A 19,515-nucleotide genomic window follows, 5' to 3' on the forward strand; every position below is an offset into this window, starting at 1 on the left:
CCGAGACCCGGACCACCAGCCGGCCGACCCAGTCCACGCGGCCGCCGACAACGCCGACGACCACAGAGCCGACCCCTACGGAAACGGACCCGGGAGACGAGGTGCCGACCGGGGAGCCCACGATCGACGCCGTCGGCAAGGCACAGTCCGGGCTCGTCGCGCTCGGCCTGATGACGTCCGGCGCGGTTCCGGTCACACTTGCGGTGAAACGCCGTATGGCGGGACGCCATAGAAGGAAGCGCTAGCAGCGCCGGGGGGCAACGGCGATGAACAACCCTGCGAACGATATCGCCGGATTCCGGCTCACCGAACACACCTGGATGACCGAGCTGGGCAACTGGATCGACGCGATCTCGCCCGACGGTCGCCGAGCCGGGGCCCTGCTGTTCGATCCGAGGGTCATCGGCCTGCCCGGCGTGCGGGACCGCGTCGTGCAGGCGGTCATGACCGACCAGCGGCTCGTGCTGAGCGGGATGACCGGCCTGATCCCGGTGGCGGACGTGGTGGCTGCGGGCGACCAGGTGTGGTTGCTCACCGGGCAGGCGGTCAGCCCGACCCTGGCCGACCTGCTCGCCGGCGGTCCCGTCGGCCCGGCGGCCGCGGCGTCCGCCCTGGTGGAGACCGCCCAGACGCTGATCGCGCTGCACGCCGCGGGGGTCACGCACGGCTCCGTGCACCCGGGCACCGTGGTGATCACCGCGGAGGGCGTCGCCCTGTTGTCCGAGCGCGGCCTGACCGACGCGATCCGCGGCCACGTGTCTCCGCCCGAGCGCGACACGGCCGGCTGGGCGGCGCTCGCCCGCGGGCTGGCCGCCTCCTTCGCGCCCGCCCCGCCACAGGCGGGCTCGCCCGGTTCAGGTCCGCAGCGGCCGGGTTCCTTCGGATCCGACCCGCAGCAGGCCGGCTTGTCGCAGGCGGCTCAGCTGTTCGAACGGGTCGCGGCCATGGCCGGGACGCTCGGCCTGGCCGCCGCGCGCAGCACGCTGCTCAACGAGCAGGCGGCGCTGCCCGGCGGCGCGATCAGCCGGGAGGGGCTGGTGCGGGCGGCGCGCGGCAGGTCGGCGTTCGCACAGCCCCGGGCGTACGCGCAACCGCCCGCCCTGCCCAGGGACGAGGGAGACATCGTCACCCTCCTGCACGTGCCCAAGGAGGGATCCTCGAGGCCGCTGCAGTTCGGGCCGGGCGTCGGCACGCAGGTGCAGCGGCCGGAGACCACGGCGGAGCGGATCTGGCGGGCGGGGCGGGACGAGGAGTCCACCGTGCACCGCCCCGGCGGCAAGCGGCCCAGAGCCTCGCGGGCGCGGCGCTGGCGGACGATCTGGGCCACGGCCGTCTTCGCGGTGATCATGGCGGGGGCGATCCTGGCCTGGTTCAGGCTGGGCAGCACACCCGAGCTGACGGTCCAGTCGATCGACGTGGTGGCGCCGAAGAAGACGCAGGGCTGCAACAGCAAGGTCCTGATCACCGGGAAGGTCGTCACCAACGGCGCGCCCGGCGAGATCACCTTCGAATGGCGCAAGAGTCTGGACGACGAGGTCGTCAAGGGATCGTTGCGCACGAGGTCCGACGAGACGTCCTATGAGCTGCCGCTGAGGTGGTCGCTGTCGGGCAAGAGCAACGTCAAGGCCACCGCCACGTTGCGGATCCTGACTCCGGGCCCGGTGCGCACGGACAAGGCCACCTTTACGTACAAGTGTTGATGCCTGTCTGGCAATGCATATCAAAGCGGTTCTTACTAATCTGGCGAACATGACCTCGCAGACCCCCGCGGGCTGGTACCCGGACCCGTACGGCGAGCCCCAGCTGCGTTGGTGGGACGGCAACCAATGGACCGACGCCACCCATGCGCAGGAGCCGGCGCAGCAGCCCGCCTCCGGGCCCCAGCAGCCCCAGCCGCAGACCGCCTCCGGGCCCCAGCCGCCTCAGCCGCAGGCCGCCTCCGGGCCGCAGCAGCAGTCGCCGCCGGCCTGGTCGGCGACGCCGGCGAACCCCACGCTCCAGTACGGGCAGCCCATCTTCGGGCAGTCCGCCTACGGCCAGCCGACACCGCCCACCCAGCAGTGGGGCGGCGCGCAGTTGCCCGGCCCCGGTTACGGCCCGCCGCCCAAGCAGAGCAACCCGCTGCCCTGGGTGTTCGGCGGGCTGGCGGCGCTGGTGGTCGTCGCGCTGATCGTGGTGGCCGGGATCTTCTTCGTCAACAGGAGCAACACCGAGATCGCGCTGCCGTCGCCGACGGAGACGGCGGAGTCGCAGGAGCCGCCCACCGACGAGCCGCCGCCCAGCCAACCGCCGCCCAGCCAGGGCGCCGAACAACTGCCGCAGCCGATCGACAGCCGGATCACCGACCCACAGGCCGGGGTCTCGTACCAGGTGCCCGAAGGCTGGACGGTGCCCGAGCGCATCAACAGTCCGACCCCGAGCCCGACGCAGCAGCTGTACACGGCGGGGGCGCAGGCCGTCTCGCAGGAGGACTTCGTCGAGGACGACGACTGGATCGGCAACGTCTACTCGGGACTGCTCAACGAGCTCTACCCCTACAGCGGCGCCTCTGGCCTGGGCGATACGGCGAAGGCCGTGTTCGTGGACTTCTCCACCAAGTACTACGGGCCGCCGCACGAGAGCAAGATCGTGGCGGACAAGGCCATGAAGGTCGGCGATCGGGACGCGTGGCTGCTGCAGTTCGAGCTCGACTTCACCAAGGTGTCGGAGGAGAAGGGCTACAAGTGGAAGAAGGAGAACGGGGCGATCGTGCTCGTCGATCGAGGCTCCGGTGAGCGACCGGCCATCTTCTACGTCTCTGTGCCCGACAATCTCGGCACCGACGTGGTGGGCAAGGTTTTGAGCTCGCTCAAGCCCGCGTGAATAGTGGCACTAGGCTGGTGGGGTAACAAGCGGGCGGATTGCTCCGAGCCGCTGGGCGAGGAGATTTCATGAGTGACTTGCTGGTCTGGATCGACTGCGAGATGACCGGACTCGACCTCGGGCGTGACGCTCTGGTGGAGGTGGCGTGCGTCATCACCGACAGCGAGCTCAATCAGCTGGACGAGGGCGTGGACGTGGTCATCAAGCCGCCGCCCGAGTCGTTGGAGCAGATGTCGCAAGTGGTGCGCGAGATGCACACCGCCTCCGGGCTGCTGCCCGAGCTGGGCAGCGGGGTGACGTTGTCGGAGGCGGAGTCGCTCGTGCTCGACTACATCCGCCGCCATGTGCCGGAGCCGAAGAAGGCGCCGCTGTGCGGTAACTCGATCGGCACCGACCGCACGTTCCTCGCCAGGGACATGCCGGCGGTGGACGCCTTCCTGCACTACCGGATGATCGACGTCTCGTCGATCAAGGAGTTGGTGCGGCGCTGGTATCCGCGGGTCTACTTCGCCGCGCCGGAGAAGCAGGGCGGGCACCGGGCTCTGGCCGACATCACGGAGAGCATCAGAGAGCTGCGTTACTACCGTGCGGCGATCTTCGTGGGGCAGCCGGGACCCGACTCGGCGACCGCGAGATCGCTGGCAGAGCGTGTCAGCGGCTAAAGGAGTGGCGTAAAGACTCCTGGATCCCGCTACACTTTTCCTGTGCCGCCATGCATGGCGATCTCAGAAGTCGGCATGAGATTGCGATGACACCGGTGGCCGTGGTGGGTGTAGCTCAGTTGGCAGAGCGCCAGGTTGTGGTCCTGGATGTCGAGGGTTCAAGTCCCTTCACTCACCCCAGTGCACGACAGCCGGTCCCAGACGGGACCGGCTGTTGTCGTTTTCTTCCGACAACGTCCCCAAATCATGACATTGCGAGTTATGCTCGCTGTCTACCGCTAACGCCGGAAGCACGGGGGCCCTCGGCGATCTGATCGTCTTCGCGCCCCCGGAGGCCGGATGAGAGTCGACGACGCAGCGTTCGATAGCGTGTTCACGTCCCTGAGCAAACGCGAGGCCGAGGTCATGGACCTCATCGCCACAGGCCAGTCCAACGGCCAGATCGCCCAACGGCTGTTCCTCAGCGAGAAGACCGTCAAGAACCACGTCAACCGCATCTACGCGAAGCTTGGCGTGGACTCCCGTGTCACCGCCATCGGCCTCTGGTTGTCCCGCCGGCAATAGCCGGTGCGGCCTTCCGACGCCGAGGCCGGAGCCGGACCCGGTCGATCGCGGCCGTGGGCGGACTGCCGTGCCCGCCAGGAGCATGGTCGTCCTGACGGGGCCCCGTCGTGCGCGGCTTGGCGATAGGCCTGTCCGCACACACACCGCGTCCGCGGGCCGCCCGTGCCGAACGACCTCCTGTGGTTTAACGGCGGCCCAAGGTGTCATAGAAGTCCCATGAACATGACGCGCAGAACGCGGGTGGTCGTCGTCGGGGCGGGCTTCGCGGGTCTGGAGGCGACACGGGAACTGGCCAAGGGCGGAGCGCTGGTGACGCTCGTCGACCGGAACCCGTACTCGACGTTCCAGCCGCTGCTCTACCAGGTCGCCACGGCCGGCATGGGCACGTCCGACGTGTCGTACCCGATCCGCACGTTCGCCGCCAGGTAGCCGAACGTGCGGGCGCGCCGGGCCGCGTTGAGCAAGGTGCTGGCCGGTGAGCAGCGGGTGGAGCTCGACGACGGCAGCTCGCTGGAGTACGACTACCTGGTGCTGGCGACCGGCGTCACGACCAACTGGCTCGACGTGGCGGGCGCGCGGGAGAACGCGTTGCCGATCTACTCGCTCAACGACGCGGCCGCCCTGCGGCGGCGGCTGCAGCACTCCATGGAGGACACGGCCGCGGGCCGGCGCGAGAGCACCCACGTCGTGGTGGTGGGCGCGGGCGCCACCGGCGTGGAGGTGGCCGGCACGCTGGCCGAGCTGCGGCGGCGGACGTTACCGCTGACCCATCCGGAGATCAAGCCCGCGCAGACGAGCGTGAGCCTGGTCGAGCGGTTCGACTTCGTGCTGGCGCCGTACAAGCCGCGGCTGCGGGACGCGGCGGCGGCCGCGCTGCGCAGACGGGGGACGCGGCTGCATCTGGGCTCCACGGTGGCGTCCGTTGAGCCGGACGCGGTGGTGTTGTCGGACGGGACGCGGTTGCCGAGCGACGTGACCGTGTGGGCGCTCGGCGTCACCGCGCCCGACTACGTGGCCGACTGGGGGTTGCCTCAGGGCAAGGGCGGCAGGATCACGACCACGGAAGAGCTGCGCGTCCCCGGCCACCCCGAGATCTTCGTGGCCGGCGACCTGGCCGGCCCACCCGCACCGCTGCCTCAGCTCGCCCAGCCGGCGATCCAGATGGGCCGGCACGTGGGCCGGCAGATCCTGGCGGCGGCGCGGGAGCGGCCGGTACAGGCGTTCTCGTATGACGATCCGGGCATCATGGCGACCGTGGGCAAGGCCGAGGCGGTGCTGCAGACCCGCAACGGGATGACGATGCGAGGGCTGCCCGCGTGGCTGGTGTGGATTTTCATTCACGTGGCGTACCTGCTGGGCGGGCGCAACCGGGTGACCGTGTTGATCAACTTCTTCTGGCGTTACTTCGGGCCGCGCCGCGCCGCCACCAGCGTCACCCAGTGAGGGCGGCCGACAGGGCGCTCAGGCCGTGGTCGAGGTCGGGCTCCGGGATGTTGAGCGCCGGGCGCAGGCGTACCGAGCGGGGGCCGCAGGGCAGGACGAGCACGCCGTGCTCTTCCCTGAGCCGGGTCACCAGGGCGTCGCGAGCGGCCTGGTCGGGCAGGTCGAACGCGCACATCAGGCCGCGCCCCCGGACGCCGGACACCGCCTCGGGACGCTCGGCCTCCAGCTTGGTGAGGCGTTCGAGCAGCACGTTGCCGAGCACGGCGGCGCGCTGGATGAGGCCGTCGCGTTCGATGATCTCCAGGATGCCCCGGCTGCGGACCATGTCCACCAGACCGCCGCCCCACGTCGAGTTGATCCGGCCGCTCAGCTGGAACACGTTGTCGGTGACCTGGTCGACCCTGCGGCCCGCCATGATCCCGCCGACCTGGACCTTCTTGGCGAACGCCACCACGTCAGGGGCCAGCCCCAGCTGCTGGTACGCCCACGGCGTCCCGGTCGTGCCGCCGCCCGTCTGGACCTCGTCGAGGATGAAGAGGGCGTCGTACTCGACGCACATGTGCTGCATGGCCTGCAGGAACTCAGGCCGCATGTGGTTGTCGCCGCCCTCGCCCTGGATCGGCTCGGCGATGAAGCAGGCGATGTCGTGCGGATAGCGTACGAACGCCTCCCGCGCCTGTGCCAGCGCACGTTCCTCGGCCGCCGCCACGTCGCCGAGGTGGATGGCGGGCACGTCGATGCGCGGCCAGTCGAACCTGGGGAACCGGTCGGTCTTGCCCGGCTCGGTGTTGGTCAGGCTCATGGTGTAGCCGCTGCGGCCGTGGAAGGCCCGCGTCAGGTGCAGGACCTTGGTGCCCAGCTCGCGGGAGCGGCCCTCGGCCTCGTTGCGGCGGCTCTTCCAGTCGAAGGCGGTCTTGAGCGCGTTCTCGACGGCCAGGGCGCCGCCCTCGACGAAGAACAGGTGCGGCAGCTCGGGGTCGCCGAGCACGCGGACGAAGGTGTCGACGAAGTCGGCCAGATGCTCGGTGTACATGTCGGGGTTGGCCGGCTTGTTGCGCGCGACCTGGCCGAGCAGCTGGACGAAGTCGGGGCCGAACGGCGGGTTCACGCCCAGCGGGGCGGAGGCGAAGAACGTGTAGAAGTCGAGGTAGCGGCGGCCGTTGCGGGCGTCGACGAGCCAGGAGCCGTGGCTCAGCTCCAGGTCGAGCACCAGACGGTAGCCGTCGACGAGCAGGTGGCGGGCAAGGCGGGTATGTACGTCCATGTCCACTCCACTGTGGGCAGATGGGCCGTACGTTCCTCCGGCGGAACGCCGACACACACGTAAAATTTACGGTACATCTACCCACAAAGCGGAGTTATTTATGCGTGAGAGTAGACCACGATCGACACCGCGACGTACTGGACGAGATAGGCGGCGATGGTGAACGCGTGGAACACCTCGTGGAAGCCGAACCAGCGGGGCGCCGGATCAGGGCGGCGCAGCCCGTACACGATGGCGCCAGCCGAGTAGAACACGCCGCCGACGGCCACCAGCACGACGGCGGCCACGCCCGCGCCCTCGAGCAACTGCGGCATCACGAAGATCGCGGTCCAGCCGAGCGCCAGGTAGAGCACGGTATAGAGCCAGCGCGGCGCGCTCATCCAGAACACCCGGAACAGCACGCCCGCCAGCGCACCACCCCAGATGATGCCCAACACCGCCACCCGGGCCACCCCGTCCAGGGCCAGCAGGGCGAACGGCGTGTACGTGCCCGCAATGATCAAATAGATGTTGGCGTGATCGAACCTCCGCAGGAACTCCGCCAGCTTCGGGCCGAGCGTGCTGCGGTGATAAGTAGCGGAAATGCCGAACAACAACGCCGACGTGATGGCGTAGACAGCGGAGGCCACACGGGCCTGCAACGTCGGGCCGAGCGCCACCAGCACGAACCCGGCGACCAGCGTCACGGGCAGCGCTCCAGTGTGCAACCAGCCTCGCAGCCTGGGCTTAACGGTGATGGTCGTCATGTAACCTACGGTACCGTAGGTTAAAGCCCATTAAGGAAGCGGGCGGCTATCGGGGCGGCGGTCGCGCCACCGGCGCCGCCGTGCCGGACGAAGACGCAGAAGGCCAGGTCGTCGCGGTAGCCGATGAACCAGGCGTGCGGCTCCTCGTCGTCGCCGACCTCCGCCGTGCCGGTCTTCCCCGCCACACCCTCGGGCAACCCGGCGTCGGCGGCCGTGCCGTAGTCGACCACGGCGGTCATCAGGTCCCTGAGCGCGGTCACGACACTCTCGTCCATGGGGACGTCCTCGTGCGGCGTGCCCTCGATGCGGCTGACCTGCTTCTTCGACAGCAGCCTTGGCGAGCGCCACGTGCCGTTCTGCACGGCGGCGGCCAGCGCGGCCATGCAGAGCGGAGTGGTGACGACCTCGCCGTGGCCGATCACGTTCTCGGCGAACAGGTCCACCTCGTCGGTGTCCGGCACGGTGCCGCAGCTCCCGCGGATGCCCGTCATGATCTGCCGCCCGAATCCCCACTCGTTCGCCGTGTCCACCAGGTCCTTGGAGGTCAGCCTGGTGGTGGCCTGCTCGATGAACGTCGTGTTGCAGGAATGGGCGAACGCGTCGGTGAAGGTCACGACCCCGCGATCCATGTCGCCGTCGTTGATGATGGTCCGATGGCCGGGGATGGTGTACGCGCTGGGGCACGGGACCTCCGCCAACGGTTCCAGGCCGCTCTTGAGCAGCGCCGCCGCCGTGATCGTCTTGAAGACGGACCCCGGCGGGAAGACGTCCCGGACGGCGCTGTAACCCTCCTCCAGGCGGTCGGCCAGCCCCAGGATCTCACCGGTGCTCGGCTGGATGACCACGATCGTGGAGTCCTCGACCCCGTCCAGCGCCCTGGCGGCCGCCGCCTGGACCGGCCGCGACAGCGTCGTGGGCTCGACGTTCGCCTCGGGCTGCTTGCTGAGCAGCGGCCGGTCGGGCTGCCCCGGCGCCTTCAGCACCAGCTCCCAGCCCTGGTTGGCCTCGGCGAACTCGGGTTTGAGCGGTTCGAGGTACGCCTCGGCGTAGCTGTCGTTGGGGATCGGGAGTCGCTCCCTCGTGACGAGCTCGGCCGCCGCCATGTCGATCTCGCTCAGCTCAAGCCTCCCCCCGTCCTTCAGCAGCGGGTGGAGCGTCTCGGGCGCCCATAACACCTTCCACACCCGGTCGCGCACGGCCAGCCGCAACGTGCTGTCGAACGGCCACGCCCCGAACTCGGCCAGCTGCCGCACCCCCGCGAACGGCACCTCGGCGGCCCCGTCCCCCACGCTCTTCAACGGCCCCGGAGACAGCTGGATGGACTCGACGCGCAGCTCATCGGACAACCCCCGATGCCGGGCCACGAAGTCGGGCGGCGGCTGGTAGACCAGCCGCTCCATGCCCGTGATGTCACCCTTGCGCCACGCCGCGAAGTACGCGGCCGCCGTCTGCGACGCGCTCCCCTTGACCCGGCTGGACGCCAAGACCGCGAACGTGCTCGCCCCGACTATCGCGACAACCGCGATAACGAGCACAATCAGCCTTCTGCGTCGCATACGGTTTCTCCCGGGAGGGATCAGCGTGACACGTGGACAGCGGGAACCGATGCCTGGCCTTTATCCGGTGACGTTCGGCGAGGTCGAACTCCTCCGGGACCTGGACAGGCAGGACGGCTGGGTGCTGTCCAAGGATGGCGTACCTCAGTCGTATGTTGATCTAAAAGATCCCACATTCCTCGAATTCGAGTACGTCCGCCTCATGGCGGACGTTATCGACCTTCTCCAGGACGGACCGCTCAGCTGTGTCCATGTCGGCGGCGGCGCCTGCACGATCCCCCGCTACGTGGCCGCCACCCGCCCCGGCTCCCGGCACATCGTGATCGAGCCCGACGGCCTGCTGGTCAATCTGGTACGCGAGCAGCTGGAGCTGCGTTCCGTGCCCCGGCTGAAGATCATCGTGGAAGGCGGCCGCGAGGGCACCGCCAAGGTGTGGGACGGTTCGGCGGACCTGCTGGTGCTGGACGCGTTCACCGGGGCGACGATGCCGGTGGAGCTGGCCACGATCGAGTACATGGGCGACATCGCCCGGGTGCTCCGCCCGGACGGCACCCTGCTGATCAACCTGGCGGACGGCAAGGGCCTGGCCTTCGCGAGACGCCTGCTGGCCACGGCGACCTCCACGTTCCGCCATGTGGCGTTGCTGGCGGAGCCGGGCATCATGCGGGGGCGCCGCTTCGGCAACCTCATCGTGGCCGCCTCACGGACGGAACTGCCGGTGGACCTGCTCACTCGGCGGGCGGCAGGCGGCCTGACCCAGGCCAGGTGCGTGCACGGGGAGGCGCTGACGAACTTCATCGCCGGGGCGTACCCCATCAAGGACGGCGACTCCGTCCTGGCCCCCGTCCCCCCGCCGGCCGTCTTCGGGTAGGCCGCGTCCCCGAATTCCTGGTCCGTGTCCGGACACATGCACGTACGGCTGGCGTGCGATATCTGGACTCGAGGCCGCGGCCGCCGTCCGCACCGCTTTTCAGGCCGTCGAGCGCATGCGGGCCCACGGCAGCGAGGGTCGCGGGCTCAGCTCCGGGGCGATGGACATCCTGTTGCGCCTGAGCACGGCGGAAGGCGGAGGCGTCAGCATCGGGGAGCTGGCCCAGTCGGCGGGCGTGAGCTCCAGGAACGTCACGGGCCTGGTGGACACGCTGGAGCGGGACGGGCTGGTGCGGCGGGTGCCCGATCGGCGGGACAGGCGGTCGGTGCTGGCGCAGATCACGGCGGAGGGCCGGGCAGCTTCCGCAGCCCGTTCATCTCCTCCGGCGACCCTGCCGGACATCTGGCCGGGCTGGAGGCGTTCCTGGGGGTGGTGACGGGGTTGGACCTGATCAGCGAGCTGTACGGCGACGCGGAGGCCACGCTGGTCTACGACGTGCACACGGCGACCCCGGCGGGCACCCAGCGCACGGCGGAGCACTTCCGGCTGCGCGGCGGGAAGATCAGCGAGATCCTGCTGATCTTCGACGCCGCGCCGTGGCAGCCGATGGCGTCCGTGATCAGGTGACCGGGAGCGCGGCGGCCGTCTGGCGCCAGATACTGCCGTCCTTCACCACGAGGGTGCCGTACGTGGTGACGCGGTTGCCGCCGATCGTCATCACCGCGTTGTAGAAGATCACGTCCTCGGTCACCTGCAGCGAGAGAATCTCCTCGACCTGGGGCTTCGCCGACAGATACGCCGTGAACAACTCCTTGATCTCGGCGGGGCCCCTGGCGACGCGGTCGAAGCGGATCACCGTGGCGTCGTCGTGGTATTGGGCCAGGAGGCCTTCGAGGTCCTGGCCGGCGATGGCGGCCAGCTGCCGGTCGAACAGGTCCTTGGTGGTCATGCGGCGCCTTCCGGTCGTGGGCGGAGCAGGTCGTAGGCCACCTGCGCGGCCGCGTACAAGAGGATGAGCGGGAGCGCCGCCGCGGTGGGCAGCGCGGACGTGGCGAGGGCGAGCACGGCGGCGCCGAAGCGGATGGCGGCGGCGCGGCGGTCGCGCGAGCACAGGTGCTGCACCCCGATCATGGCGAGCACCAGAGCGGTGGGCACCCCGACGGACCAGCTCGTGCTGGACGGGTGCGCGATCGTGTGCTCGATGCCGATCCCGAACGCCACCAGCCCCAGCGACAGCGGCAGGTGCGAGTAGACCCACACCTGCCCGGCCAGCCGGGTGCGCAGGACGACGGACTCGTCGAGGTGGCCGAAGTAGAGCCACCAGAAGCCCATCGCGATGGCCACGCCGGCCAGGGCGATCAGCAGCGTGCCCGGCGTGACGTCGTGGCCCTTGAGCCCGATGACGACCGCGGCGACCACCTCGCCGAGCACGATCACCACGAACAGGCCGAAACGTTCGGGCAGGTGCTCGGTCTGCGGGGGCAGCCTGCCCTGGTAGCGGCGCGCCAGCAGCGGCGTGGCCAGGTCGATGACGATGGCGGCGGCCCAGAACCAGTAGCGCGCGGGCGGCTCGACGGCGAGCGAGGCCAGCCAGAGGACCACGGCCACGGCGAACCCGGCGGCGTAGCGGGTGGCCAGCGGCCGCGCCTCGGGCACGTGGCGGCCGGCGCGGGCGTAGGCCACGATGAGCAGCACCCGGGCCACCGCGTACGCGATCGCGAAAAGGGCGGAACGCTGCTCGATGTCGCCCACGCTGGCGGCCATGGTCGCGACCGCGAGGATCTGGGGCAGCGCGAGCAGCCGGTGGCTGACGTCGTCGGTGTCGAACCTGTTGGCGTAGAAGACGTATCCGGCCCATGCCCACCAGACCGGCACGAACAATCCCACGAAGGTGAGGATCCGGCCGAGATCGTTGCCGCCGGCGAGCACGGCGGCCAGCTCCGCGACCGCCACGACGAAGACGAGGTCGTAGAGCAGCTCCAGCCAGGTGGCGCGGCGGTGCGCCTCCTCGAAGAGCCTTAATCGGGGTGGCTGCCACTGGCGGCTGCTGGTCACTGCTCTTCAACCTCCGTTATGTAATTGTGTAAGTATGCCCTCTTCCGCCGGTGCTCAGGGCATCGTTTCGCCTTCAGCTCAGGGTCAGGCAGGCGACTCGGTCACCTGCCTGACCGGCCTGAGGGCCGCTGGTGACCGTGGGCTTGGCGTGGATCACGAGCGAGCCGGGCAGGCGGTCAGGGGCCAGCACCCAGTCGTTGCGGGCGGAGGAGCGACCCGTGCCCTCGCCGTCGGTGGTGATGTCCAGCCAGACCTCACTGACCGGGTCGATCTTGCCCGCGTGGTGCTGGTAGTGCGGCCCCGAGTCGTTGGGCTTCTTGCCGCACGGCTTGGTGTGCAGGTGGGCGCCGTACGTGCGGCTGGGCAGAAGGCCCTCGACGACGAGCGAGGTGCGGGTCTGGCCGCCGGAGGACTCGACGCTGACGCTGGCCTGGGCGCCTTCCGGCACCAGCTTGCGGTCGTAGACGATGGCGTCGGTGTCGGCCGGTGTGAAGTCGCCGGCGCCGGACAGCGTGACCTGGCCGTCCGGGGACGCGCCCCGCGCGGGGGCGTTCTGCAACGGGGCGGACGGGCCCGCGCAGGCGCCGACGCCGGCTGCGGCGAGCAGGATGAGTAGGAATGCGGGCACACGCATGAGAACTCCCCATAGTCCGAGCCCTACGGCTGACGGGCTCCGAGAGAGCACCCACTCTAACGAGTAATCAGTCCACTACAGCGAGTATTCCGTGCGGAGTCTTTCAAGCGCCGTGTTCCGCCGCGATCTCGTCGATGACGGCGGCCAGAGTGAAGTCGAGGTCGGTGAGGCCACCCTGGTCGTGGGTGGTGAGCGCCAGATGCAGCGTGCGCCACCGGATGTCGATGTCGGGATGGTGGTTGAGCTCCTCGGCCTTGACCGCGATCTCGTCGACGATGCGGATGGCGGTGGGGAAGTCGGGCGCGGTGACCGTGCGCCGGATCTCGTCGCCTTCCCGCCGCCACTCCGGCAGGGTTTTGAGCTTGCTCTCGACGTCCATGACAGCACCCTATTTGAGCGCACCCGAGCCGAGCCCGGACTGGATCTGACGCTGGAAGATGATGTAGACGATCATTACCGGCAGGATCGTCATGCTGAGGGCGGCGAACAGGCCCGGCCAGTCCGCCTCGTACCCGGCCAAGGTGGAGATCTTGGCGATGCCTTGAGTCAGCACCCATTTGTCCGGGTCGCCGGCGAGGAGCACGAGAGGCAGCAGATACTGGTTCCACTGGCCGAGCACGTTGAAGATCGTGATGCTGATCAGGCCGGGCTTGGCCATGGGGACCATGATCTGGAAGAACGTCCGGGTGTGCGAGGCGCCGTCGATGAGGGCTGCCTCGGCGACGGCATCCGGCAATGTCCGGAAAAATGCCGCCAAGAAGAACACCGTGAACGGCAGCGAATAGGCGATGTACACCAGCACCAGGCCGACATGTGAGTTCAGCAGGCCGAACTGCTTGACGACGAAGAAGAGCGGCCCCAGCGCCAGGAAGACCGGAAACGCCAGACCGGCCACGAAGTAGTAATAAATCAGCTTGTTGCCCACGAACCGATAGCGCGCCAGCACATATGCCGCCATCGACCCGAACAACATCGTCCCGGCCGTCCCGAAGAACACGACGACGACCGTGTTGAGCATGTACTGCCCGATATGCGCCTTACCCCAGGCCCGGCCCCACGAGTCGAGCCGCAGGGCGCCGGGCAACTGCAGCGGGTCGCCGAAGATCTCGGTGTTGGTCTTGAACGACGCCAGGAACGTCCACGCCAGCGGCGCGAAGATCAGCAATGCCCAGACCGCCAGCGCCACGTGCGACAGCCCACTGAGCACACTGGGCCGCGGCCGGCCGATATCCCGCGCACTCCCTCGCGACATTTACAGCTCAATCCTTTCGCGCCGGGTCGTGCGCAGGGTCAGCACGGCGAACGTCACGGTCAGGAAGAACAGGGCCACGCCCATCGCGCAGGCGTACCCGACCTTGTTGTAGGCGAAGGCCGTCTTGTAGATGGTGACGGGCAGGATGGTCGTGGCGCCGTCGGGCTCGCCCTTGTCCCCCGCCAGCACCTGGATCAGCGCGAACCCGTCGAAGGCGGCGATGCCGAGGTAGATCCAGCCCACCTGGACGGTGTCGCGCAGCAGCGGCAGCGTGATCGAGAAGAACAACCGCGCGCGCCCGGCGCCGTCGAGCGCCGCGGCCTCGAAATAGTCCCGGGGAATGGCGGCCATTCCCGCGGAGAAGAGCACGACGTAGAACCCGACGGCCTGCCAGACCATCACCGCGATGATCGACCAGAGGGCGAGCCCGGGCTCGGTGAGCCAGCCGACGGGATCGACGCCGAGCCGGCCGAGCACCCCGTTGAGCACGCCGTCCTCGTCCGGCCGGTAGACGGCCTGGAACAACACCCCGACCACGGCCACGGCGAGCACCTGGGGGAAGAAGTACACCACCCGGTAGAACTTCGACCCCCAGACGCCTCTCATGCCCGCGCCACGCGTGCCGCCGCCCAGGTTCAGCAGGAACGACAGGAAGAGCGCGATGACGATGGTGACGATCGGCAGGACGAGCAGAAGGATCCCGTGATTGCGCAGGGCCCGCCAGAACACCTCGTCCTCGAACAACCGGCCGAAGTTGTCCAGCCCCACGTAACGCACGACCGAGGAATATCCGTTCCAGCTCGTCAGGGAGAGCTGGAACGCCTGGATGTAGGGGCTGATGACGAAGACCGAATAGAGGACGACGGGGACGACGAGGAATCCGGCGACGAACCCGTACCTGCGCAACCGCTCCATCGTGCTATTGGCTCCGCGTCTGCTTGGCGACGGAGTCGTCCTTCTTGATGGCGTCGGCCTTCTTCTGCATGTTGGCGCAGAACTTCTCCGGGGTGATCCGCCCGGCCATGACCACGTTGATCTGCTCGGTGCCGTAGTCGAAGAGCTCCTTGTACCAGCCTTCGAAGCGGGCGTCGGTGATGATGTTCTCGCCGGCCGCGTCCTGCGCCTTGGCCGCGCTGATCAGTCCGGCGGGCAGGTCCACGCCCTCGGCGGCGCCGTTCACCACCGTGAGGTTCTTGGTCTTCTCGGTGAAGCCCCGCGCGCCTTCCTTGGAGAGCATGATGCGCAGGTACTCGAGGCCGCCCTGGGGGTTCTTGCCCTTGGCGGCGACGACGAAGTTCTCGCCGACGCCGACCTGGATGGCGCCGTACGGCATCTTGTCGGCGGCCGTGACGTCAGGAATGGGGGCGATGGCGTATTGGAAGTCCAGCGGGATGTCCTTGGTCATCTCGTTCTCGATCCAGGACCCGACCGGGTAGAACAGCAGCTCGTTCTGCAGGTGCTTGATCTGGGTCTGCGTGTGGTCGAGGCCAAAGTATGCCTTGTCGCCATATTTCGCCTGAACGTCGGCCCACACCGTGACCGCCTGCTTCACGGGCTCGGCGTTCCAGGCGTTGTCCACCAGGTTGTCGATGTCGAGGATGATCTGGTTGCCACCGATCTTGGCGGCGGTGTAGAGCACGTTCCAGAGCTGGTAGTACGGGCCCTTCTGGCCGGGGTAGGCGAAGAGCAGGATGCCGTCCTTCTTCGCCGCCTCCCCCAGGGCCGTGAACTCGGCCCACGTCTTCGGGACCGCCCATCCCCTGGACTCGAACAGTTTGGCGTTGTACCAGAGCGCGCGGTGGGACACGCTGTAGTTCAGCACCAGGTCCTTTCCGTCGATCTTGGCGTTGTCGAGCACGGCGGGCGTGACGGTGTCGCGGACCTTCTTGGCGGGCTCGTCCACCGACGGGGCGTCGAACAGCGGGGTAAGGTCCGCCAGGTGGCCCTCGGCGGCCAGCGCGACCAGGTCCATCGCCTCGGGGCCGGAGTTGTTGAGCACGTCGGGCGCGTCGTCGCCGATGAATCGGGGGCGGAGCTGGGTGCCGATCTGCTGGGTGGCGGTGTGCTTGATCGTCACACCGGGGAACGCCTTCTTGTAGAGCTCCTCGTGCAGGTCCTTCGCGTACGCGTCGCCGTACCCGCCGCTGAAGATGACCACTTCGAGCGGTTTCTTCGCGTCGACCCCGAAGGGGTTCTTCGGGTCGGCGGAGGCGGCGATCGAGGTCGCTGGTGCGGCCGTGGGATCGCCGCCCGTGCCGGCGGTGGCGCAGGCGCTCAGCAGGCCCGCGCCGGGGCCGGCCACGAACGCGGTCATGCCGATGCGGCGGAGCAGTTGGCGCCGTGTGATCTCGCCCGGGTGGGTCATTGGGGGCTCCAGAATTAGGAAAGTTTCCTAACGTTTGCCCGAAGGTACGAACGGCCGCCGACCTGCGTCAAGGGCCGCAATCGAGCCGTGACCCGGCCGTGACCCCTCGCGTCATGCCCGTGACCTGGGGGCAGACGACAGCATCGTCTACCTGGGCGAAGAGGGCAAGAGCACACGGACTTCACCAAGGCGGCCCGCTGCTCGTGAGCATCAGTCCTCCCACCAGCCGCGCGGATCCGGGGCCGTGGACTTGGGCAGCGAGTCCGGCGGCACGTCGGGGTCCGCGCAGCGGCGTAACGCGTACCCCAGCAGCGGTCCGTACGAGGATCCGTAGATCTCCTCGAACCGGCTCTCGGGATCGGCTCCCATCCGGTCTCCTAACTTGGGGTCATTGACACTCACCCCATGTCCGGAATGCCGGTCGCATTACACGAGAGTCCTCAGCCGAAGTGGGCCCGGGTCTCGGCGAAGGCCTGGTCGGTGCCCTCCAATGCCTTCGCGACGTCGTCGTCCGTGTGCGCGGCCGACATGAACCAGTTGTGCCACGGGTGCAGGTAGACGCCGTGCCGCAGGCAGGCGTCGCTCCAGTACATGGCGACGGACAGGTCGGCGTCGCCGTCGAAGCTGAGCCACGGGATCGTGACCGGCCCCGTCTGGTTCACCACGAAGCCGTGGGACTTGGCCTGCTCGTTCAGTCCCTCGCGCAGGAGCGTGCCCGCGCGTCCCATGGTGGCGATGCCGTCCGTGTCGCGCAACGTCTCGATGGTGGCCTTGGCCGCCGCCATCGCGACCGCCGAGAACCAGAACGAGCCCGTCGAGTACAACGTCTGCGCCGGCCCGCGCAGCGCGTCGGTGCCGGTGACGGCGGCGATCGGGTAGCCGTTCGCCATGGCCTTGGACCAGGCGGTCAAGTCCGGGCGCACCCCGTAAGGCTCCCAGGAGCCGCGCAGGTCGATACGGAAACCGGCCCGCACGTCGTCGATCACCAGTGCCGCCCCCAGCCGATCGGCCAGGGCGCGGGCGCCGCGGGCGAAGGCCGGCTCGACCAGCTCCTGGTCCTCGAACGAGTCGTGCTTGAACGGCGTCACGATGATCGCCGCCACGTCGCCCTCCACGGTGGCCGCCGCGGCCTCCAGCGACTCAAGGGAGTTGTAGGTGAACTCGACCAGGTCGGCCCGCTCGTTCGGCGTCGTGCCCGCCAGGGAGGGCGTGCACCAGGGGTCGGCCCCGTGATAGGCGCCGTGGGCCATCAGCACCTTGGTCCGGCCGGTGGCGGCCCTGGCGACCATCAATGCCTGCGTGGTGGCGTCGGTGCCGTTCTTGGAGAACATCGCCCAGTCGGCGCTGGGGACGGTGTCGACGAGCAGCTCGGCCAGCTCCACCATGATCGCGCCGGGGCCGTTGAGGCAGTCGCCGAGTGCGGCCTGGCGGGCGGCGGCCTCTTCCACGCGCGGATGCCGGTGCCCGAGCACGATGGGTCCCCAGCTGCACATGAAGTCGATGTACTCGCGGCCGTCCACGTCCCACTGCCGGCACCCTTCGCCGCGCTCGAAGAACTGCGGGAAGCCGGGGGCGAAGAGGGCGGCGTTGAGGTGCCCGTACATGCCGCCGGGGACGACCTTCGCGGCCCGCCGGCGGAGTTCGGCGTCGTTCACGTGAGCATCCTTAGGGTCGAGTCGAGGTCGGTGAGGCCGGCGTCCGAGCCGAGGCCGGTGGCGACGCGGGCGGCGGCGGCCGTGCCCCACCGGGCGGCCGTCAGGACGTCCTGATCGTGGAGCAGGCCGGTGAGGAAGCCCGCGCAGTACGCGTCGCCGCAACCTGTCGTGTCCACCACGTCCGTCTTGAGCGCGGGCACCCGCTCGGCTCCCTCGGAGGTGACCACCAGGCTGCCTTCCTCGCCGAGGGTGACGAGGACGCCGCGCGGTCCGTCGGCCAGCAGGGTCGCGGCCGCGCTCTCGACGTCCGTGGCTCCGGTCATGAGGAGGGCCTGGGACTCGTTCGGCAGGACGTAGTCCACGTGGGGGAGGAAGGCGCGGGCCATGCCCAGTAAGTCGGCCATCTCCGACAGGAGGTCCATGGTGACGAGGGTTCCGGCCGCTCGTACCTCGTCCAGGAGGGCGAAGAACGCCGGATCCCCCAGGCCGAACGTGACGTCCATCCCGCCCAGGTGGATCGCCCGCGCGCCGCGCAGCACGGCGGCGTCCAGGTCGGCGTAGGTCACGGAGAGGTTCGCGCCCGGCACGTGGAAGCTGGGCCGACCGCCGTCGGGCCGGATGGGCAGGATCGAGGCGGCCGTCTGCTCCCCCGTCCTGCGGACCAGGCACGAGGTGTCCACTCCCCGTTTGGCCAGCACCATCAGCAGGAAGTCGCCGAGCTCGTCGTCACCGATGGCGCCCATCGTGACCACGTCGTTGCCCAGCTTGACCAGGTCGACCGCCGTGCCCGCGGCGGCGCCCGCGGCGGTGAGGCGGACCTGGTCGACCAGCACGGTGTCCTGGCCCTCGGGAATGTGATCGATGGGCCTGGCGAGGATGTCGACGATGTGGACGCCGACGGTGGCAACGGTCATAGTCTAAATAGACAGACGTCCGAATAAAAAGTCAATGGAGGCGACGGATGCCGAAGATCGTCGATCATGACGAGCGCAGGCGCGAGCTGTTGTCGGCGGCCCGCCGGGTGATCGTCAGGGACGGCATCGACGCCGCCACGACCAGGGCCATCGCCAAGGAGGCCGGGTACTCCAACGGCGTGCTGGCGCACTACTTCGCCGACAAGGACGAGATCCTGCTGTCGGCGCTGCGCGAGTCGCACCAGCGCATCAGGGCGCGGCTGGCGCGCAAGGTGGAGGGCGTGACAGGGCTTGCGGCCCTGCGCGAGCTGCTGCTGGACAACCTGCCGCTGGACGCCGAGCGAACCCAGGAGACCCGGCTGGAGGTGAGCTTCTGGAGCCGAAGCCTGGCCTCGGAGCGGCTGGCCGAGGTGCAGCGGACTGAGGCGGCCGAGCTTCGGGCCGCCGTACGCGAGCTGCTCGGTCAGGCCCGCGCGGCCGGCGAGCTGCGTGCGGACGACAACCTCGACGACCTGACCGAGCACCTGCTCGCCCTGGTCGACGGCCTGAGCCTGCACCTGCTGCTCTACCCGGGCCGGCTGACCCGCGTCGACCTGGAGCGGCTCATGCTGCAGCAACTCGACCGGCTGTGAGGGCACGCCGCCGCCTGGCGAGGGAGTGCCATGAGCAGGG

General features: G+C 69.1%; 22 protein-coding genes, 1 tRNA gene and 1 pseudogene. 10 read left to right on the top strand and 14 right to left on the bottom strand.

From position 1 onward, the window contains the following. On the bottom strand, positions 1–196 hold a 196-nt coding region (locus ETD86_RS57100; protein ID WP_211370221.1), incomplete at its 3' end, for a hypothetical protein. Positions 197–266: 70 nt separating this feature from the next. Between ETD86_RS57100 and ETD86_RS21925 the strand changes: the two genes are divergently transcribed. The 6 genes and pseudogenes from ETD86_RS21925 to ETD86_RS21955 all read left to right on the top strand — a co-directional run bounded on the left by ETD86_RS21925 (position 267) and on the right by ETD86_RS21955 (position 5,531). Then, positions 267–1,700 carry a protein kinase family protein gene (locus ETD86_RS21925; protein WP_138668027.1) on the top strand — a complete coding sequence of 478 codons (1,434 nt, stop codon included), beginning with the start codon at positions 267–269 and terminating at the stop codon, positions 1,698–1,700. A 49-nt stretch (positions 1,701–1,749) separates the two neighbouring features. Then, a complete protein-coding gene (locus ETD86_RS21930) occupies positions 1,750–2,862 on the top strand; it encodes a DUF2510 domain-containing protein (RefSeq protein WP_170223198.1) in 1,113 nt (370 codons plus the stop codon). Between the two features lie 68 nt (positions 2,863–2,930). Then, positions 2,931–3,524: an oligoribonuclease gene (gene orn, locus ETD86_RS21935; RefSeq protein WP_138668029.1), complete on the top strand. Its 594-nt coding sequence runs from the start codon at positions 2,931–2,933 to the stop codon at positions 3,522–3,524. A 104-nt stretch (positions 3,525–3,628) separates the two neighbouring features. Next, positions 3,629–3,704, top strand: a tRNA-His gene (locus ETD86_RS21940). Between the two features lie 159 nt (positions 3,705–3,863). Next, positions 3,864–4,088: a helix-turn-helix domain-containing protein gene (locus ETD86_RS21945; RefSeq protein ID WP_138668030.1), complete on the top strand. Its 225-nt coding sequence runs from the start codon at positions 3,864–3,866 to the stop codon at positions 4,086–4,088. Positions 4,089–4,310: 222 nt separating this feature from the next. After that, positions 4,311–5,531, top strand: a pseudogene (locus tag ETD86_RS21955) (NAD(P)/FAD-dependent oxidoreductase). Here ETD86_RS21955 and lat read toward each other — a convergent pair. From lat to ETD86_RS21970, 3 genes are all read right to left on the bottom strand, one after another. Continuing rightward, positions 5,521–6,795, bottom strand: a complete 1,275-nt coding sequence (lat, locus tag ETD86_RS21960; RefSeq protein ID WP_138668033.1) for an L-lysine 6-transaminase — start codon at positions 6,793–6,795, stop codon at positions 5,521–5,523. The pseudogene ETD86_RS21955 and the gene lat sit on opposite strands and share 11 nt — an antisense overlap. A gap of 98 nt (positions 6,796–6,893) precedes the next feature. Beyond that, a complete protein-coding gene (trhA, locus tag ETD86_RS21965; protein WP_170223200.1) occupies positions 6,894–7,541 on the bottom strand; it encodes a PAQR family membrane homeostasis protein TrhA in 648 nt (215 codons plus the stop codon). Positions 7,542–7,561: 20 nt separating this feature from the next. Continuing rightward, the gene (locus tag ETD86_RS21970; protein WP_211370222.1) at positions 7,562–9,076 is read right to left on the bottom strand and encodes a penicillin-binding transpeptidase domain-containing protein; all 1,515 of its coding nucleotides are present in this window, start codon (positions 9,074–9,076) and stop codon (positions 7,562–7,564) included. Between the two features lie 70 nt (positions 9,077–9,146). Here ETD86_RS21970 and ETD86_RS21975 point away from each other — a divergent pair, with 70 nt between their 5' ends. From ETD86_RS21975 to ETD86_RS21985, 3 genes are all read left to right on the top strand, one after another. Next, positions 9,147–9,968, top strand: coding sequence for a spermidine synthase (locus ETD86_RS21975; RefSeq protein ID WP_138668035.1), 822 nt, complete (start codon positions 9,147–9,149; stop codon positions 9,966–9,968). Positions 9,969–10,083: 115 nt separating this feature from the next. After that, entirely contained in the window at positions 10,084–10,404 is a 321-nt protein-coding gene (locus tag ETD86_RS21980; RefSeq protein WP_138668036.1) for a MarR family transcriptional regulator, read from the top strand. Continuing rightward, a complete protein-coding gene (locus tag ETD86_RS21985) occupies positions 10,401–10,595 on the top strand; it encodes a hypothetical protein (protein ID WP_211370224.1) in 195 nt (64 codons plus the stop codon). Before ETD86_RS21980 ends, ETD86_RS21985 begins: the two co-directional genes overlap by 4 nt. On the opposite strand, the gene ETD86_RS21990 is transcribed toward ETD86_RS21985, so the two are convergent. From ETD86_RS21990 to ETD86_RS22030, 10 genes are all read right to left on the bottom strand, one after another. Then, a complete protein-coding gene (locus ETD86_RS21990) occupies positions 10,588–10,917 on the bottom strand; it encodes a nuclear transport factor 2 family protein (RefSeq protein WP_138668037.1) in 330 nt (109 codons plus the stop codon). The genes ETD86_RS21985 and ETD86_RS21990 overlap by 8 nt on opposite strands. Then, entirely contained in the window at positions 10,914–12,023 is a 1,110-nt protein-coding gene (locus ETD86_RS21995) for a low temperature requirement protein A (RefSeq protein WP_138668038.1), read from the bottom strand. The genes ETD86_RS21990 and ETD86_RS21995 overlap by 4 nt, the downstream gene beginning before the upstream one ends. A gap of 73 nt (positions 12,024–12,096) precedes the next feature. Next, the gene (locus ETD86_RS22000) at positions 12,097–12,657 is read right to left on the bottom strand and encodes a superoxide dismutase family protein (protein WP_138668039.1); all 561 of its coding nucleotides are present in this window, start codon (positions 12,655–12,657) and stop codon (positions 12,097–12,099) included. 103 nt (positions 12,658–12,760) lie between these two features. After that, on the bottom strand, positions 12,761–13,036 hold the full coding sequence (locus ETD86_RS22005; protein WP_138668040.1) for a 4a-hydroxytetrahydrobiopterin dehydratase: 276 nt from the start codon (positions 13,034–13,036) through the stop codon (positions 12,761–12,763). Positions 13,037–13,045: 9 nt separating this feature from the next. Next, on the bottom strand, positions 13,046–13,909 hold the full coding sequence (locus ETD86_RS22010; RefSeq protein WP_138668041.1) for a carbohydrate ABC transporter permease: 864 nt from the start codon (positions 13,907–13,909) through the stop codon (positions 13,046–13,048). Beyond that, the gene (locus tag ETD86_RS22015; RefSeq protein ID WP_138668042.1) at positions 13,910–14,824 is read right to left on the bottom strand and encodes a carbohydrate ABC transporter permease; all 915 of its coding nucleotides are present in this window, start codon (positions 14,822–14,824) and stop codon (positions 13,910–13,912) included. 4 nt (positions 14,825–14,828) lie between these two features. Further along, complete coding sequence (ngcE, locus tag ETD86_RS22020; RefSeq protein WP_138668043.1) at positions 14,829–16,274, bottom strand: N-acetylglucosamine/diacetylchitobiose ABC transporter substrate-binding protein; 1,446 nt, start codon at positions 16,272–16,274, stop codon at positions 14,829–14,831. A gap of 210 nt (positions 16,275–16,484) precedes the next feature. Continuing rightward, on the bottom strand, positions 16,485–16,643 hold the full coding sequence (locus ETD86_RS55335) for a hypothetical protein (RefSeq protein WP_170223202.1): 159 nt from the start codon (positions 16,641–16,643) through the stop codon (positions 16,485–16,487). A gap of 71 nt (positions 16,644–16,714) precedes the next feature. Beyond that, positions 16,715–17,929, bottom strand: a complete 1,215-nt coding sequence (locus tag ETD86_RS22025) for an aminotransferase class III-fold pyridoxal phosphate-dependent enzyme (protein ID WP_138668044.1) — start codon at positions 17,927–17,929, stop codon at positions 16,715–16,717. Then, a complete protein-coding gene (locus ETD86_RS22030; RefSeq protein WP_138668045.1) occupies positions 17,926–18,843 on the bottom strand; it encodes a carbohydrate kinase family protein in 918 nt (305 codons plus the stop codon). The genes ETD86_RS22025 and ETD86_RS22030 overlap by 4 nt, the downstream gene beginning before the upstream one ends. 47 nt (positions 18,844–18,890) lie before the next feature. Here ETD86_RS22030 and ETD86_RS22035 point away from each other — a divergent pair, with 47 nt between their 5' ends. Beyond that, on the top strand, positions 18,891–19,475 hold the full coding sequence (locus tag ETD86_RS22035; protein WP_138668046.1) for a TetR/AcrR family transcriptional regulator: 585 nt from the start codon (positions 18,891–18,893) through the stop codon (positions 19,473–19,475). Positions 19,476–19,515: the final 40 nt, after the last annotated feature.

This window comes from Nonomuraea turkmeniaca, assembly GCF_005889735.1.
In the GTDB taxonomy this organism is placed as follows: Bacteria; Actinomycetota; Actinomycetes; order Streptosporangiales; family Streptosporangiaceae; genus Nonomuraea; species Nonomuraea turkmeniaca.